This is a genomic window from Amycolatopsis alba DSM 44262 (assembly GCF_000384215.1).
GTDB classification, from domain to species: Bacteria; Actinomycetota; Actinomycetes; order Mycobacteriales; family Pseudonocardiaceae; genus Amycolatopsis; species Amycolatopsis alba.
Genome location: NZ_KB913032.1, coordinates 1,059,161 through 1,073,990, shown reverse-complemented (window position 1 = coordinate 1,073,990; position 14,830 = coordinate 1,059,161). Strand labels below are relative to the sequence as shown.

At 67.2% G+C, this 14,830-nt stretch carries 18 protein-coding genes and 2 pseudogenes; 8 read left to right on the top strand and 12 right to left on the bottom strand.

What is annotated here, in order from left to right; translation table 11 throughout:
* Nucleotides 1-6 precede the first annotated feature (6 nt).
* The 5 genes and pseudogenes from AMYAL_RS50935 to AMYAL_RS49195 all read right to left on the bottom strand — a co-directional run bounded on the left by AMYAL_RS50935 (nucleotide 7) and on the right by AMYAL_RS49195 (nucleotide 3,298).
* A pseudogene (locus AMYAL_RS50935) lies at nucleotides 7-681 on the bottom strand (DUF6766 family protein).
* Between the two features lie 97 nt (nucleotides 682-778).
* Complete coding sequence (locus AMYAL_RS0104835; RefSeq protein WP_020630184.1) at nucleotides 779-1,159, bottom strand: hypothetical protein; 381 nt, start codon at nucleotides 1,157-1,159, stop codon at nucleotides 779-781.
* Between the two features lie 46 nt (nucleotides 1,160-1,205).
* Nucleotides 1,206-1,817, bottom strand: coding sequence for a flavodoxin family protein (locus tag AMYAL_RS0104830; protein WP_020630183.1), 612 nt, complete (start codon nucleotides 1,815-1,817; stop codon nucleotides 1,206-1,208).
* Between the two features lie 26 nt (nucleotides 1,818-1,843).
* On the bottom strand, nucleotides 1,844-2,947 hold the full coding sequence (locus AMYAL_RS0104825; RefSeq protein ID WP_020630182.1) for a carboxylate-amine ligase: 1,104 nt from the start codon (nucleotides 2,945-2,947) through the stop codon (nucleotides 1,844-1,846).
* 195 nt (nucleotides 2,948-3,142) lie between these two features.
* A complete protein-coding gene (locus tag AMYAL_RS49195; protein WP_020630181.1) occupies nucleotides 3,143-3,298 on the bottom strand; it encodes a hypothetical protein in 156 nt (51 codons plus the stop codon).
* A 229-nt stretch (nucleotides 3,299-3,527) separates the two neighbouring features.
* Here AMYAL_RS49195 and AMYAL_RS0104815 point away from each other — a divergent pair, with 229 nt between their 5' ends.
* Nucleotides 3,528-4,664 (top strand): glutathione-independent formaldehyde dehydrogenase, encoded by a 1,137-nt coding sequence (locus AMYAL_RS0104815; RefSeq protein WP_026466754.1) that lies wholly within the window; start codon nucleotides 3,528-3,530, stop codon nucleotides 4,662-4,664.
* Nucleotides 4,665-4,722: 58 nt separating this feature from the next.
* Here the strand turns inward: AMYAL_RS0104815 and AMYAL_RS0104810 are convergent, their stop codons facing one another.
* A complete protein-coding gene (locus tag AMYAL_RS0104810; protein ID WP_039795286.1) occupies nucleotides 4,723-5,154 on the bottom strand; it encodes a DUF4383 domain-containing protein in 432 nt (143 codons plus the stop codon).
* Between the two features lie 140 nt (nucleotides 5,155-5,294).
* On the opposite strand from AMYAL_RS0104810, the gene AMYAL_RS0104805 reads away from it, so the two are divergent.
* Both AMYAL_RS0104805 and AMYAL_RS0104800 read left to right on the top strand, forming a co-directional pair.
* Entirely contained in the window at nucleotides 5,295-6,371 is a 1,077-nt protein-coding gene (locus AMYAL_RS0104805) for an NAD-dependent epimerase/dehydratase family protein (RefSeq protein WP_020630178.1), read from the top strand.
* A 22-nt stretch (nucleotides 6,372-6,393) separates the two neighbouring features.
* Nucleotides 6,394-7,980 carry a phytoene desaturase family protein gene (locus AMYAL_RS0104800; protein WP_020630177.1) on the top strand — a complete coding sequence of 529 codons (1,587 nt, stop codon included), beginning with the start codon at nucleotides 6,394-6,396 and terminating at the stop codon, nucleotides 7,978-7,980.
* Here the strand turns inward: AMYAL_RS0104800 and AMYAL_RS0104795 are convergent.
* Complete coding sequence (locus tag AMYAL_RS0104795) at nucleotides 7,971-8,432, bottom strand: SRPBCC family protein (RefSeq protein ID WP_020630176.1); 462 nt, start codon at nucleotides 8,430-8,432, stop codon at nucleotides 7,971-7,973. The two genes, AMYAL_RS0104800 and AMYAL_RS0104795, sit on opposite strands and share 10 nt — an antisense overlap.
* Nucleotides 8,433-8,981: 549 nt before the next feature.
* On the opposite strand from AMYAL_RS0104795, the gene AMYAL_RS49820 reads away from it, so the two are divergent.
* A complete protein-coding gene (locus tag AMYAL_RS49820) occupies nucleotides 8,982-9,290 on the top strand; it encodes an STAS domain-containing protein (RefSeq protein WP_167336143.1) in 309 nt (102 codons plus the stop codon).
* Here AMYAL_RS49820 and AMYAL_RS0104785 read toward each other — a convergent pair.
* The gene (locus tag AMYAL_RS0104785; RefSeq protein WP_020630174.1) at nucleotides 9,287-9,697 is read right to left on the bottom strand and encodes a DUF6292 family protein; all 411 of its coding nucleotides are present in this window, start codon (nucleotides 9,695-9,697) and stop codon (nucleotides 9,287-9,289) included. The two genes, AMYAL_RS49820 and AMYAL_RS0104785, sit on opposite strands and share 4 nt — an antisense overlap.
* A 158-nt stretch (nucleotides 9,698-9,855) precedes the next feature.
* On the opposite strand from AMYAL_RS0104785, the gene AMYAL_RS0104780 reads away from it, so the two are divergent.
* Entirely contained in the window at nucleotides 9,856-10,077 is a 222-nt protein-coding gene (locus AMYAL_RS0104780; protein ID WP_026466752.1) for a DUF6480 family protein, read from the top strand.
* Between the two features lie 47 nt (nucleotides 10,078-10,124).
* Here the strand turns inward: AMYAL_RS0104780 and AMYAL_RS49190 are convergent, their stop codons facing one another.
* Nucleotides 10,125-10,265 (bottom strand): hypothetical protein, encoded by a 141-nt coding sequence (locus AMYAL_RS49190; RefSeq protein ID WP_020630172.1) that lies wholly within the window; start codon nucleotides 10,263-10,265, stop codon nucleotides 10,125-10,127.
* Nucleotides 10,266-10,392: 127 nt separating this feature from the next.
* Here AMYAL_RS49190 and AMYAL_RS48315 point away from each other — a divergent pair, with 127 nt between their 5' ends.
* Nucleotides 10,393-10,644, top strand: a complete 252-nt coding sequence (locus AMYAL_RS48315) for a CDGSH iron-sulfur domain-containing protein (protein ID WP_084702088.1) — start codon at nucleotides 10,393-10,395, stop codon at nucleotides 10,642-10,644.
* A gap of 14 nt (nucleotides 10,645-10,658) precedes the next feature.
* Here AMYAL_RS48315 and AMYAL_RS0104770 read toward each other — a convergent pair whose 3' ends face one another.
* Nucleotides 10,659-11,516, bottom strand: a complete 858-nt coding sequence (locus tag AMYAL_RS0104770) for an alpha/beta fold hydrolase (protein WP_020630171.1) — start codon at nucleotides 11,514-11,516, stop codon at nucleotides 10,659-10,661.
* A gap of 114 nt (nucleotides 11,517-11,630) precedes the next feature.
* On the opposite strand from AMYAL_RS0104770, the pseudogene AMYAL_RS45685 reads away from it, so the two are divergent.
* A pseudogene (locus AMYAL_RS45685) lies at nucleotides 11,631-12,906 on the top strand (ATP-grasp domain-containing protein).
* 46 nt (nucleotides 12,907-12,952) lie between these two features.
* On the opposite strand, the gene AMYAL_RS0104760 reads toward AMYAL_RS45685, so the two are convergent.
* Complete coding sequence (locus tag AMYAL_RS0104760; RefSeq protein ID WP_020630167.1) at nucleotides 12,953-13,618, bottom strand: HAD family hydrolase; 666 nt, start codon at nucleotides 13,616-13,618, stop codon at nucleotides 12,953-12,955.
* 67 nt (nucleotides 13,619-13,685) lie between these two features.
* On the opposite strand from AMYAL_RS0104760, the gene AMYAL_RS0104755 reads away from it, so the two are divergent.
* Entirely contained in the window at nucleotides 13,686-14,066 is a 381-nt protein-coding gene (locus tag AMYAL_RS0104755; protein ID WP_020630166.1) for a VOC family protein, read from the top strand.
* A gap of 201 nt (nucleotides 14,067-14,267) precedes the next feature.
* On the opposite strand, the gene AMYAL_RS0104750 is transcribed toward AMYAL_RS0104755, so the two are convergent.
* Entirely contained in the window at nucleotides 14,268-14,735 is a 468-nt protein-coding gene (locus AMYAL_RS0104750) for an SRPBCC family protein (protein ID WP_020630165.1), read from the bottom strand.
* Nucleotides 14,736-14,830 lie beyond the last annotated feature (95 nt).

Sequence of the window (14,830 nt, the reverse complement as noted above, 5' to 3'; positions counted from 1 at the left end):
GTTCAATCACCCGGATTCGTCAGTGGCCTCATGCGGCGCGCCGACGGGTTTCGATTCGGGGGAACCGCGCTGGCGCAGGTACACGCTGAACACCGCCATCGAACCGATGGCGAGGAATTCCGACTGCCAGTTCTGGAGTGTGCGGTTCCAGAAGTCGGAGGACGCCAGATAGCCGAACCACGACACCGGATCACCGAATTCGACGATCTGCTCGGCGTTGTAGGCGCTCATCCCGGCGATCGATTGGGCGAGCCAGGACAGCAGGAAGAGCCCCAGCATCACCAGTCCGAGTGACATCGAGAAGATTTCCCTCCGTCACCCGCCCGCCCGCGCCCACTTCGGCGAATCGGCCGTCGCGTGCCGCCCGACCTGCTGGTCCTCGTCTGTTTCCAGGCCTGCCCGGCCGAGGGGTTTGGATTCGGGGGAGCCCCGTTGCAGCAGCCACACGGTGGCGAACACGTACAGGAAGAACTGGAGGTATTCCGATTGCCAGTTTTCGGCGACGTCGACGGCGAAAGCCGCGGAGGTCACGTAGTCGAGCAGACCGACGGGTTCGGCGGCGTGACTGAGCCGGCCGTCGTTGTAGTCGGCCAGACCGGACAGCGCCTGTCCCGCGAGACTCAACAGGAACAGCAGCCCGAAAACCAGCGAAAGCGCGTTGTCACGAAGAAAGCGTCGCATGATCCGGCCCTTCGCCGGTGCAGGAGACCCAGCATGACGCAGTAGCCGAGTACGGCCACGACGAAGACGAGGTAGACGGTGAACACCGGACGCGCTTTCACGGGCCGCCCACCGCGCAGTCGTAGACCTGTTCGTTGCGGTGGTGGCACCCCGCGTCGGTGATCAGCCAGCCGGTGGAGGACTCGTGCAGGAAGAGGGTGTCGCGCGCGGTCTTCACCTGAGCTTCTTCGCTCCAGACGGAAACCGTCTCGGAGGCTCCGACCGGAATTTTCGCGGTGGCCAGACCATGTTCGCAGATTTCCGGCCTCCAGGATTCCCGTGTCCTGGGCGCCAGCAGGGCGCACGCCGAGCGCTGACCACCCGAAGCGACAGCGCCGATGAAGCGCCCGGCGGCCTCCTTCACCGGCGCCTGCCCGCTCGCTCCCGTGCACCCGGCGAGCAGCAGGCAAGCGCTGAACGCCAGGGTTTTGCCGATCATGGAGGCCGGATACCCCGCCACCCGGTCACCTACACCTCGCGGTCGATCATGACGCGGGGTACTGGTTGTCCCGCAGCAAGTTCGCGAGGTGGACGGCGTTGACCGCCAACGTCGAGTTGGTCGACTCGACCGCTTCGGGCGTTTCTTCGAGGTCGTTGTAGTCACCGCCCTTCATCGCCTCGCCGTTCCAGTAGGTCCCGCCTTGCGCGGGCACCGTGAAACCGGTGTCGTTGAGGGCCTGGAACAGATCGGCGGTGATCTTGTGTGCGCCGTCTTCGTTGCCGACGACGGCGGTGACGCCGACCTTTCCGAACGTCGTGGGCCTGCCCTCATCGTCCGTTTCGGACAGTTCGGCGTCTAGCCGTTCCAGGACGCGCTGGGCCACACTGGACATGTGGCCGACCCAGGTCGGCGTCGAGATCAGCAAGATGTCGGCGGCTTGGATCTTGCGGTGGATCTCGGGCCAGGCGTCGCCTTCGCCCATGTCCGCTTCCACACCTGGCTTGACGTCATGGTCGACCACGCGTATGAGTTCTCCGGTGGCACCGTGTTCGGCCAGCTTGTCGAGCAGTTGCCGGGCGATCAGCTCGCTGCTTGACGGCGCGGGTGACGGTTTCAGCGAGCAAACCAGTGCAAGGGCCTTCAGGGGCTGAGCCATCGTGTCCTCCTGTCCATGCCCACCGGCTACCCGGACGAAGATCCCCGGAAACCCGGCCGCTCGGCCAGCAGGTCCACGACGTCCTCCGCGCGTCGCCGTTTCTCGAACCGTGCCCGTTGACGGTCGGCGCCGCTGCCGTCGGTGTTCAACCGGGTGCAGCCGTCGCGGACGAACTCCAGGTCACCGGTCTCTTCGAGAGCATCGGCGGCGAAGGTGACGACGTCGTCGAGCACGTCGTTCGCCGGGGCAGGGTCGCCGGTCCGGAAATGCGCGCAGCGCCCGGAAAGCCCTTCACGCGACGCACGCCAGATCTGTGCCCGCAGGACCTCGTTGGACAGGTCCGCGGGGTGCCCCTCCGAAGCGAGGATCGTGCCGGCCAGGCCCCGGATCAGCGTCGCGAGCAGGACCGCTTCGCCTGGAGTGGCCGCGACGTCGGCGAACCGGAACTCTACGGTCGGCTGCTTGTCGGAAAGCCTTACGTCCCAGTAGACCATCGCGCGATCGAGGATGGCGCCCGCGCGGAGCCAGCCGTCGACGATGCTTTCGTAGTGGTCCAGCGAGTCGAACCGCGGCGGCGAACCGGCCGAAGGCCAGCGGTTCCACTGCTGGTATCGCCAGCTCGCGTACCCGGTGTCGTATCCGTCGCAGATCGCGGAGTTGGCAGTCACGATCAGCAGCGCGGGCAGGAAGGGCCGGACATGATTGATCACCCGGATCCCGGTTTCCCGGTCCGGGATGGCGATGTGGACGTGACAGCCGCAGGTGTGCGACGTCCGCGCGGTCGCCCCGAAATGCTCGGCTATCCGCTCGTACCGCGGATTCGGCGTGATGGTCGGCAGAGCCGTCTCCGCCAGTGGTGCGCAGCCGCTGGGCAGCAGGCGGCAGTCCCGCCGGGCGGCGGTACTGGCCAATTCGGCCCGCAGCGTCGTCAGCTGACGCTCGGCTTCGTCGTGGGTCGTGCAGATGTCGGTGGCGGATTCGGCCTGGGACCGGGTGAGCTCCTGCTGGAGTTCGCCTTCCTCCTCGTCCGCGGCTTCCACAACGGCGTCACCCGCCGGGGAAAGACGGCCATCCCGGTCCACCACGAAAAACTCTTCCTCGACCCCGAAAGTGAGCACGTCGTCGGTCACAACCGCTGATACCCGTGGCTCACCGGGCACAAACTTGGTTCTCGCAGGTCGCGGGCGAGGTATTCGGGGGCCAAAGAAACGCGGCGCGAAGGTGCCACTGTACCTACAGCCCGCGCCCGATCCGCGGTGCGCAGGCCCAACGCGGCCCCGGTCCGAAGGAAACATGGACCGGGGCCGACGCAGGACGTGTGGGAATCAGAACCAGTGCGCGCGGCCACCGACCTTGCGGCCCGTGCCGCCGAGGATTGCCAGAACGACACCCGCGACGGCGAGAACGGTGCCGATGGTGGTCAGCACGGGAATGCCGACGATCAGGCCGACCACGAGAATGATGACTCCGAGCACAATCATGGTGATTCTCTTTCCTTGCGCGACAGGGAAAACCTGCTGCTGCGATGGGGACTCGCCTTTTGTTCCCCTGGTGGCGTCACGTCAAACCCGCGGATCGTAGGAAAGCAGCGACGCCCGTCACACCGGTCCGTCATCCCCATGCCCAGGCGCCTTCTGCCGAGAAGAGGTGTAGGGCGCTGATCACCGGGTAGCCGATCGATGACAGCGACGCAAGCGAAGGGAGCCGAAGATGAAGGCAGTGGTGTATCAGGGTCCGCGCAGTGTCGAGGTGCGTGACGTTCCCGAGCCGAAGATCGAGGAGACGACCGACGCGATCGTCAAGATCACGACGACGAACATCTGCGGTTCGGACCTGCACATGTACGAAGGGCGCACCAACGTCGAAGAGGGGAAGATCCTCGGTCACGAGAACATGGGCGTGGTGACGGCGGTGGGGCCTGGGGTCACCAGGGTCAAGGAAGGCGACCGGGTGTCCATCCCGTTCAACATCGCGTGCGGATCCTGTCGTAACTGCGAGCGCGGCTGGACGTCGTTCTGCTTGCGGGCCAACCCGATCGAGGGGATGGACGGCGCCGCGTACGGCTACGCGAACATGGGTCCCTACGACGGTGGCCAGGCGGAGTACCTGCGGGTTCCGTGGGCCGATTTCAATCTGCTGGATCTGCCTCCGGGTGACGAGTACGAAAACGACTTCACGATGCTCTCCGACATCTTCCCCACCGGCTGGCACGGCACCGAGCTCGCTGGGATGCGCGAAGGTGACCGGGTCGCGGTTTTCGGTGCTGGACCAGTAGGTCTGCTGGCGGCGCACAGCGCGGTGATCCGGGGCGCGTCGGAGGTGTACGTCGTCGACAAGGAGCGGGACCGGCTGGCGATGGCCGAGAAGATCGGGACGATCCCGATCGACCTGTCCGAAGCGGACCCGGTCGAGCAGATCATGGACAGGACCGGCGGTACCGGCGCGGACTGCGGGGTCGAGGCGGTCGGGTACCAGGCTCACGACCACACCGGCGAGGAGCATCCGGAGCTGGTGCTGGACAACCTGGTGAAGGTGGTGCGGTCGACGGGCGGGATCGGTGTGGTCGGTGTGTACCTGCCCGAAGATCCGGGCGCGGTGAACGAGCAGGCGAAGCAGGGTCGGATCGCGTGGGACTACGGCAGTTTCTTCATGAAGGGCCAGCACATGGGGACCGGCCAAGCCCCGGTCAAACGGTACAACCGTCAGCTGCGCGACCTGATCGTCGCGGGTAAGGCGAACCCGTCGTTCCTCGTCTCGCACGAGCTGTCCCTGGAGCAGGCAGCCGAAGGGTACGAGAAGTTCGATCGCCGGGATGACGGCTGGACGAAGGTGCTGCTGCGGCCCTGACCGATGGGTGGTCGTCGTCGCTCACACGACGGCGGCCGCCGCGGCCAGGGGCAGTCCCTCAAACGCCCGCCCGCCTCCCGAGGTTTTTCCGCGTCGACGGGGAGGCCAGGACGATGCCTGCCACGAGCGCGGAGACCGACGTCAGCGCGTGAAGGACGTTGTCGGCCCAGTTGAAATTCACCGCGTCACCGGCGGACGAGGTCGCCGCCGAAAACACGCCGAACGCGGTCAAACCGGCGAGGGCCAAGAAAGTCATCCAGCAATAGCCATAGATCGCCGACGGTTTGAGTACCGCAACGATTCCGAGGACACCGATCAGGGCACGGATGATGTTCAGCATGCCGGTGGCGCTGAACAGCCAAACCGTGTTTTCTCCCGGCTGATTGGCTTCCGGCAGGAAAAAGAAGCCCAGAATGCCCAGTGTGAGATGGACCAGGGCGATGACCAGCACCGTTGCTCGTAGAAGCCGCCCGGTCACTTGTTCGTTCATCGGAATGCCTCCGTTCGACATGGACCGCTCGATCAGCCGGCTGCCTTGGCCTGCTTCCCTGCGGCTACCCCCTGTGTGCCCGGTCAACCCTGTCCGGCGGCGGGGGTTTCCGCCGGGGACGGCCTGGGTACGCGAGCGGAGTGCGGATCGTGATCACCGGTGCCACCGGAAATGTGGGAACCGCCCTGCTCGACGTCCTCGAAGCCGGCGACGACGAGCTGATCGGCGTGGCCAGGAGGCTTCCCGACACCACCGTCGCGCGATATCGCGCGGCGAGCTGGTGTGCGCAGGACCTTGGCGAACCCGATGCCAGGAGCAAACTGGCAGTGCTGCTGGAGGGCGCGGACGCGGTCGTCCACCTGGCGTGGTCGATCTCCCCGGAACGCGGTGACCCGCCGATGTGGCGCTCCAACGACCACGGGACTCGTCACGTGCTCGACGCGGTGGTGGCGGCCGGTGTCCCCAGGGTGGTGGTCCTTTCGTCGGTCGCCGCCTACGCCCCCGCGCCACGTTGGGAGAAGGTCGCCGAGGACTGGCCGTGCGACGGCATCGAGACCAGCGCGTACAGCCGTGGCAAAGCCGCGCTCGAAGCCTTGCTCGACCGGTTCGAGGCGAACCATCCGGAGGTCGGGGTGGCACGGTTACGGCCGTGCGCGATCCTGCAGCGACGGGCGGCGGGGGAGTTCCAGCGCTGGCTGCTCGGTCCTGCCCTGCCCGCCCGGATCATCGGCGACCGGCGGCTGCCTGTTCCGCTGTGGACGGACCTGCGGGCCCAGGCGGTACACAGCGCCGATGTCGCCGAAGCCATCCGGCTCGTGCTCGAAAGCGGTTTCACCGGCGCGGTCAACCTGGCCGCGCCCGGTGTTCTCGACGCCGACGCGCTGGCCGGACTGGTCGGCGGGGTTCGTGTCCCGGCGCCCCGGCCGCTCGTCCGTGCCGCCGTGTACGCCGCTTGGCGCACGGGTGTCCTGCCTCTGCATCCCGGCTGGCTGGATCTTGCCGACAGTGCTCCCCTGGTGGACACGACGCTCGCCGGGACCTTGCTGGGCTGGCGACCTCGATACGACGCCGCGAGTGCGGTCGCGGACCTGGTCGCCGGGCTCCGGACCGGGGCGGGTGAGGCGAGTCCGCCGCTCGCCCCGCCACGGGGTGACGGGCGCTTGCCGCGGCTCCGGTCACTCGCCCGCGTCCGGCCGAGCCATCGGTCCCAGTCCTGACGATCGGGGAACACAGGTGAGCATGGAACTCTTCGACGCGGTCGGGATCGGCGCCGGGCACAACGGCCTGGTGGCCGCGAACCTCCTGGCGGACGCCGGATGGTCGGTTCTGGTGCTGGAACAGGCGGAGAAGCCCGGCGGCTCGGTGCGGACGGACGACATCACCGAACCTGGCTTCCACAGCGATCTGTGCAGCGCTTTCTTCCCGCTCACCGCGGTGTCGCCGGCCATCCGGCGACTGGGACTCGAGGACCACGGCCTGCGCTGGCGGCACGCGCCCGAAGTGCTCGCTCACGTCTTGCCGGACGATCGCTGCGTGGTGCTGTCACGAGACATCGAACGGACGGCCGAATCCGTCCGCGACTTCGCGCCGGGTGACGGCGCCGCCTGGCGAAGCCTGTTCGCCCAGTGGCAGGACATCCGCGAGCCTCTGCTGAACGCGTTGTTCACCCCGTTTCCGCCGATTCGCCCGGCCGTGCGGCTGCTGCGCCGCACGGGCACCGCGGACGCGCTGCGCCTGGCCCGGATGCTCACCTTGCCCGCGCGTCGCTTCGGTGAAGAACACTTCGCCGGTGAAGGGGCGCGGCTACTGCTGGCGGGGAACGCCGCGCACAGCGACCTTTCCGTGGACAACGCGGGGAGCGCGGTCTTCGGCTGGCTCCTCGCGATGATCGGTCAGGACGAGGGTTTCCCCGTCCCGGTCGGCGGGGCCGGAGAGTTGACCGCCGCATTGGTACGACGGCTTGTCGCCCGCGGCGGGCAGCTACGGTGCCGTTGCCCGGTAACGGAAGTACTCGTCGCCGGCGGCCGCGCCATGGGGGTGCGCACCGGTGCGGGCGACCTGGTCCGGGCCCGCAAGGCAGTGCTCGCGGATGTGCCCGCCCCGACGCTGTACGGCAAGATGGTCCGTCCGGAATGGCTGCCGTCCCGGCTGCTCGACGACCTCGACAAGTTCCAATGGGACAGTGCCACGGTGAAGGTGGATTGGGCGCTTTCCGGCCCGGTTCCCTGGACTGCCGAAGGCGCCCGTGAGGCAGGCACGATCCACCTCGGCGCCGATCTGGACGGTCTCTCGGCGTTCGGCGGCGACCTGGTCCGGGGACGGAGCCCGCAGGAGCCGTTCCTGCTCTTCGGCCAGATGACGACGAGCGACCCGGACCGCTCCCCAGCGGGCACCGAATCGGCCTGGGCCTACACCCATGTCCCCCGCGGGCTGATGGAGGACCGGACGGCGCTGGACCGGCAGGTCGCGCGGATCGAGAAGACCGTGGGAAGGAACGCGCCGGGGTTCACCGACCTGATCATGGGGCGGTACGTCCAGGGCCCTCTCGAACTGGCGGGACACAATCCGGGCCTGGTGGGCGGCGCGATCAACGCCGGCACCACGGCCATCCACCAGCAGTTGTTCTTCCGTCCGGTGCCGGGCCTCGGCCGGGCCGACACCCCGGTGGATCGCCTGTTCCTCGCGGGCGCCGCGGCCCATCCCGGCGGTGCGGTCCATGGAGGTCCCGGAGCCAACGCGGCCCGCGCCGCACTGGCCAGGGCCGGTCTGCTCGGCGCGGGCTATGCGGCCGTGATCGGTGCGGCGAACCGGGCGATCTACGGCTGAGCGCTCTTCCGGTTCGCGTATTTCCCGGTCGCCAGGTCGGCGAGCCTGGCGAGAGCTTCGGCGTTGCGGGGTTTGGCGATGAGCGCCTGAACGGGTTCGGGCAGCACCTTGCCTGGCCCGTGCACGATACGTTCCGTCATCCGGATCCGCGTCCTCCCCTCACCGTGAGGGGTCAGGGTGAGGCCCACCTCCGCCGCGCCGAGTGGCCAGCCCCTCGCCTCAAGCGAAAGGAAGGTGCCGGGTTCCACAGCCTTCACCACGGTGACGTCCTGGATGTGCAGTGGCCACGGCCCGACGCTGTGATGGATACGGGAGCCCGCGGCAGGCCAGTCCGCGTCGACATCACGGATGTGCGAACTGCCCACCACCCAGCCCGAGTAAAGCCAGCCGTCCGCGAGTACGGCGAACACTGCCTCCGGGGGTACTTCGACGACGCGGCTGACCTCGGTCACGACGTCCTCCTGTTCCGGGCGGAGTGGCGGCGGTGGCCGACCGCTGTCTGCTCAACAAGCCGACCACCGTCCATCTGGTACCCGCAGCGAGTGACGTCACACACGAAATCGCCACCGGATCCGCGTCCCGGTCACCCGTCGAGATGGTGGTCGACGAGCCACGTTTACGAGCAGTGTGCCGCGCGGTACTTCAGAAGCCCACTGGCCGGTCTTGGCCTGCATCTTCTGTGAAGATCCAACGACCGGCGTACGGTGGGAGTCGCGTGGGGTTCAATCCGCAGCTTCGCGTCCACGACGCCGATGTCCGCCGCAGTGCCCGTCCGCGGGCCGACGTGCGGCCTGGCGACGCGTATCCGCGAGTTCTGCTTCCGTGCGCACAGCGCGGGTCTGCTTGACGGCCGTGTCGTCCCGATCACCGGGAGGCCACCGATGACTTCGTCCTACTCACCCCACCGTGTCGACGGTCATTCCACCCGTGCGCTCGCCAAAGAGCTGGGTTTCTACGCTCGGCCTCTCGGGACCTCGCCGACGCGAGTCCGGGAGCACACCATGACGACCGACCTGCTGATCCTCAACGTGTCCGGCGAACTCGACACGCACACCGCGCCCGCGCTCCAGCGCAATCTGTCCCAGCCTCTGCCCGCCGCCACGGTCCTCGACCTGTCGCGGGTCACCTTTCTCGGTGCCGCCGGCTTACGGGTCTTGAAGATCGCGGCGACCAGGGCGGCGGCGGAGAGCCGCCGGATCGGCTTGGTGACGGATTCCGCGCAGATCCTGCGCGTCATGCGGTTGTTCGACCTCCACCCGCGCGTTCCGGTGTATCCGCTGCTGGTGGAGGCGGTCCGGGAACTGGGCTAGGCCGGAAGAGCGGCGGCGTAGCCGGCCAGGCGGTCGGCGAGGTCAGCGCAAACCGGGAACGGGGAATCGTCCTTGTCTCCCATGGGTTCCCCCGCGTAGGCGTCTCGCGTGTACGCGGCCACTACCCGTGGCGAAGGGAGGACCTCGGCACCAAGGCGTTCGACCACGACCAGGTCCTCCCGGCTGTCGGTCTCGAGAGCGAGGGCCCAACCTGTGCGTTCGTTCCACACCAAGGCGACGTCACAGCCGGGGTGGCCGGGGAGCCGCCGGTCCAGGGCGATGTAGGCCCCCGCCGTCGGGTCGAGCTGAGCGTAGTAGGCGTTTCCACTCAGCCTCAGTTCTTCGATCACGAGCCGTACGTACCGGTGCAACCCCCGGAGGGCCACTTCACCGAACTCGGATTCCATGCCGTTCGCCCCTTGTTCGTCTCGTCGCAACGCGGCGCCGACTGCTTGACGCGGCAACGGGAATCGCCCGTCCGAGCGCAGAATGACCCGTGACAGGCCGGTTCAAACCCCGATTTTGCCGCGCTGCCGGGACTCGGTGAGTCTGTCACGGTGAAGACATGACCACACCCGGACCAGAGCCAGAGGACGCGCCAGGCTTGGAACCCGGAGGTTCCGTTCCTCCCGGCGACACCCCGCCGGACGCCGGGCAGACCTCGGGCCTGTCACATCCGCAGCCGATCCCTTCGCGCAAGCCCGCCGTCGTCACGCTTATCGTGATCGCGATTCTCGTCGTGGGCGTCGCGGGCTTCTTCGTCCTCAGGGCCCTGGATCTGCTTTGAACGGCGAGTGCGCGGAAGGTCTGGCCGGGTTCGGTGGTTGTGAGTCCTCAGCCGGACTGCGGGTCAGTGTCGTCGTGCGGGTCGCCTGAGGATGTCCCTTGCTCGCCACGGATCTCCTCGCGTTCGGATGGCTCCATCTTCCGCTCGGCGTCGCCCGTGCCGCTGGCCTTTTCGTCGTTGTTCGTCATGTCTCCGACTACCCGTTCGAAGCCGCACCAATCCTTGGCGTGCCACCGCTTTTCTATCGGTCACAGTGGAAGTTTGATACCGCGCGACCGGGGTAGCCGTGAACATCCACCGAGTATCGGAGACCTCATGACCGTGTGCACCGATCCAGCGATACCGTCCGCCGCGGCCACCGGGCGTAGGACACGGGTGCGGATCGATCCGGGCGGGCCACTCCTGGTAGAGGGGCCCGTCGAAATCGTCATGCCCGACGGCGAAACGGTGACATCCGATCGGTTCGTGGTCGCCCTCTGCGCCTGCCGCCGCAGCAAGCGCTACCCGCTCTGCGACGCCAGCCACCGCCGCCGGTCACGGCAAGCGGCGCAACGGCCTGAGGAGTGAGGTCTCACTGTCATCTACGCCAAGAACGTCCGCAGGGCTGCCGCGAGGTCGGCCGGGTTGTCCTCGGCCATGTGGTGACAGGACTCGATGGCGAAGCCCCGGACGTCTTCGGCCCATTCGCGCCACACCGCGATCGGGTCGCCGTACAGGTCGGTCATGTCGTCGCGGCTGGACCAGAGCATGAGCAGGGGACAGCCGAGCTTCCGCCCAGCCGCCTTGTCGGCGTCGTCGGCTTCGCGATCGGGCCCGAGCCCGGCGCGGTAGTCCTCGAGCATCGCGTGGACAGTCTCGGGATCGTGGATCGCGCGCAGGAAGTCGGCGTGGTTCTCCGCGCCCATCGCCTCGGGATCGCCGCCGTACCAGGCGTCCGGATCGGCGTTGATCACGCGCTCGGCGGGCTTCGCGAGCTGGCCGAAGAAGAACCAGTGCCACCATTTCCGGGCGAAGTTCGCGTCGGCACGGGCGAGCGCCTCGCCGATCGGCACGCCGTCGAGGACGACCAGTCTGGTGACTGCCTCAGGGTGATCCATCGCCAGCCGGTGCGCGACATAGCTGCCGCGGTCGTGCCCGGCGACGGCGAACCGTTCGTGGCCGAGGTGCCGCATTAGCGCGACGACGTGCCGGGCCATGGCTCGCTTTGAGTGGGCGGAGTGGTCTTCGGTGGTCTCGGGTTTCGAGGACTGGCCGTAGCCAGGAAGATCCGGGCAGACGACGGTGAACACGTCCGCGAGCCGCGGCGCGACGTCGTACCAGGTGGTGTGCGTGCGGGGATGTCCTTGCAGGAGAACGAGAGGAGGCCCCGACCCGCCGTGACGGACCCTGAAGGTCACTTCGCCGACATCGACGTTTTCGAGCTTGAAGCCTTCGAACATGACTCTTCGATAGCCTGCCTCGGCCGGGTTCAAACACCCATCGCCGCCTGGGTGCGCGAGCCCGCTAGGCCATCTGGACCGTTTTCGGTGCGGTTTAAAGGGAAAACGGTCTTCATGAAGAAGAACATCTTCGTGATCGGTCATGACGAGGAGAACGCGCGTGTACTGGAGCGGCTGCCGGATGCCGAGCGGTACGCCTTTCACGGCCTGCTCACCCCGGAAGAGCTGCAACACGGCGAGATCGACATCGTCGCCCTTGTGGGCAAGGCACAGAAACAACTCGACGCGTTCAAGGGTGAGATCGACGCCATCGTGGGGTATTGGGATTCCCGGCCGCGACGATGGTGCCGTTGCTCGCCGAACGGCATGGTCTGCCGCACGTCCCGCTGGAAGCCGTCCTCAAGTGCGAGCACAAGTATTGGAGCCGGATAGAGCAGCGCGAGGTGGCCGACGAAATCCCGAACTTCGGCATCGTCGACCTCGAAGCCGACCGGCCTGCCGCGCCGGAGGGCGTGGGATTCCCGATGTAGCTGAAGCCGGTGAAGTCGTTTTCGTCCGAACTGGCCTTCCATGTCGCGGACGAGCACGATCTGGCCGCCGCGGTAGCCGAGCTTCGCGAAGGCATCGGCAGGGTGGGGGATCCGTTCGACCACGTGCTGAGCAAGGTCGACCTGCCTCCGGAGATCGCCGAAGTCGGCGGCGCGGCCTGTCTCGCCGAGGAAGAGCTGCGTGGTGTCCAGGCGGCGGTCGAAGGGTATGTCCACAAAGGACAAGTGGTGGTATACGCGGCCCTGGACTTGGTCGACTATCCGGGCCACTCCTCGTTTCTGAGACACCAGTATCCCTCGCAGCTCCCTGAAGATGTCATCGAGCGGATGCGTGACGTCGCCGAGCGGGTGATGACGCGGATAGGTTTCGACAACGCCACATTCAGTATCGAGTTCTTCTACGATCCCGAATCGGGCAAGCTGGGTCTGCTGGAGATCAACCCGAGGCACTCGCAGGCACACGCGGAGCTGTTCGAGTTCGTCGACGGCGTGGCCAACCACGATCTGATGGTCCGGCTCGGGCTCGGCGAGCGTCCCGAACCCCGTGGCGGCAACGGTGAGTACCGGATCGCCGGGCGTTTTACCTGCGCAGTTTCTCCGGCGACGCGCCCGTCACCCGTGTGCCGACCGAGACTGAGATCGCCGCGCTGGAGCGTGAACTCGCCGGAACGGTGATCGACGTCGTCCCGAAGGCGGGCGAGCGCCTGTCGGACTTGCCCGAGCAGGACAGTTACAGCTACGAGCTGGCTCAGATCCTCGTCGCAGCGCAGAGTGTGCGCGAGCTGGAGGAGAAGTACGACCGGTGCGTCGAAGGCCTGCGGTTCGAATTCGACGCACCGTGACACCTGACCAAGGCAGCCGGCGGATGGTCGCCCGAGCTGTGAAGTTTCACGCGAGCGGCGTCTGTTCCAAGGCTTTCGTGAGGTCGGCGGGTGTGTCGTAGAGCGCGGCGGCGCCGGCTTCGAGGAGTTCGTCGTCCCCGAAGCCTCCGGAGCGGACGACGATAGCCGGCATCCCGGCTTTTCGTGCGGCCTCGACGTCCCAGACGGAGTCGCCGATCATGACGGCGGGCGCGCCGGGCGACGCGCCGATCTTCCGCAGGGCCGTGTGAAGCAGATCGGGTGCCGGCTTGGAGGCGTCGACGTCGGCGCTGGTGGTCCAGTCGTCGACGATGTCGCGGGCGTCGAGTTTGTCCAGGTAGACGTCGACGTGGCGTTGCTGTCCGGAGCTGGCCAGGACGAGCCGGTGGCCACGTTCCTTGATCGCGAGCAGCAGGTCGCGGGCGCCGGGCAGCAGCGACATTTCCTCGAGCAGTGCGTCGGTTTCCTCGCCCTGTAGTTCCCGCGTGCGGTCACCGACCCGTCGTTCGAGATCGTCACCGCCGAGAGCGGTGAGCAACTGGTCCCCGCCCATGCCGATCAGCCGGTGCAGCCGCCACACCGGATAGATCTCGCCGACTCGGCGCAGCGCGCGATACCAGGCGAGCGCGTGCTGGTAGTTGGAGTCGATGAGTGTGCCGTCGATGTCGAGGACGGCGATGGAGGAGTCGGTCACAGGAGACGACTACCCGCGGCTGCGATGCTCTAACCACGGCGGCCCGGAGCAGGGTTAGCCTGTCGAGATGCTCAGACTCGGGTTCCCGGTGGTCGGTGTGTCCGACGTGCCGCGTGCGGTGGAGTTCTGGACCGCGGCTCTGAACCTCGTCGTCAGTGACGAGTGGGCGAGCGAAGGCTGGCGGACACTGATCGGTGCTGACGGCTCCCGTGTGCTGGGGCTGATGGCGAGCACCTCGCCGATCGAGCCGTATCCGCGGCTGCATCTCGACCTTCTCGTGGACAGCGCGGCCGAACAAGAAGCCGAAGTCGCCCGACTCAAGGACCTCGGAGCCAGAGACGTCGGCTGGGACCGCTATCCGCCCGAACCCGACTTCGTGGTTCTCGCCGACCCGGACGGGAACCGTTTCTGCGTCGTCGACCTCAGTAACGCACCCTCCGGTCGCTGACGCCGCGGGATCGGGCGGAGAACCGAGCCGATTCGCCGCAGGGGTCGTGGCGAGGGAAGTCACACGATGAAGTGGCCGGCTCCATGGGCGGGAGCCGGCCACTTCATCGTGTGCAAACGGCCAGGGTCCGGGAGAACCGGCCGTCCTCCTCACCTCGTGGTCGGGCAACGACCCTGGCGTGGTGAGGTGGTCTGAAAAGGACTAGGACTGGTCAGGGCGCTGGACGTCACCACGCCATGCCCCGGCCTCGGCACCGTCGCGGTGTTCGAGAAAAGTCTTGAACCGGTCGAGGTCACCTTGGACGCGGCGGTCGAGGATGCCGAGTTTGTCGCCGACGTTCTCCACGAACCCCTCGGGATCGATGTCCATCTGGACGGTGACCCGCGTGCGGTGCTCGTCAAGGCGATGCACGGTCACCACACCGGCGTGATTCGGACCGTCGTCGGATTTCCACGCGACCCGTTCGTCCGGGTGCTGCTCGGTGATGGTGGCGTCGAATTCGCGGGAAACGCCGCCCACGGTGATCGCCCAATGAGTATGCGTGTCGTCGCGCTGCTCCACCCGGTCCACGCCTTCCATGAAGCGGGGGAAATCGGTGAACTGGGTCCATTGGTTGTAGACGTCGCTGACCGGCGCCTCGACGTCGACGGACTTGGTGACAGTGCTCATCAAGCGCCTCCCTGGGGGCTGGTCTTTTTCCTGTTCGCCTCCTGATACCCCACCTCGGCCGGTCGAAACCAGAGAAGATCGCCGCCGCGAAACTC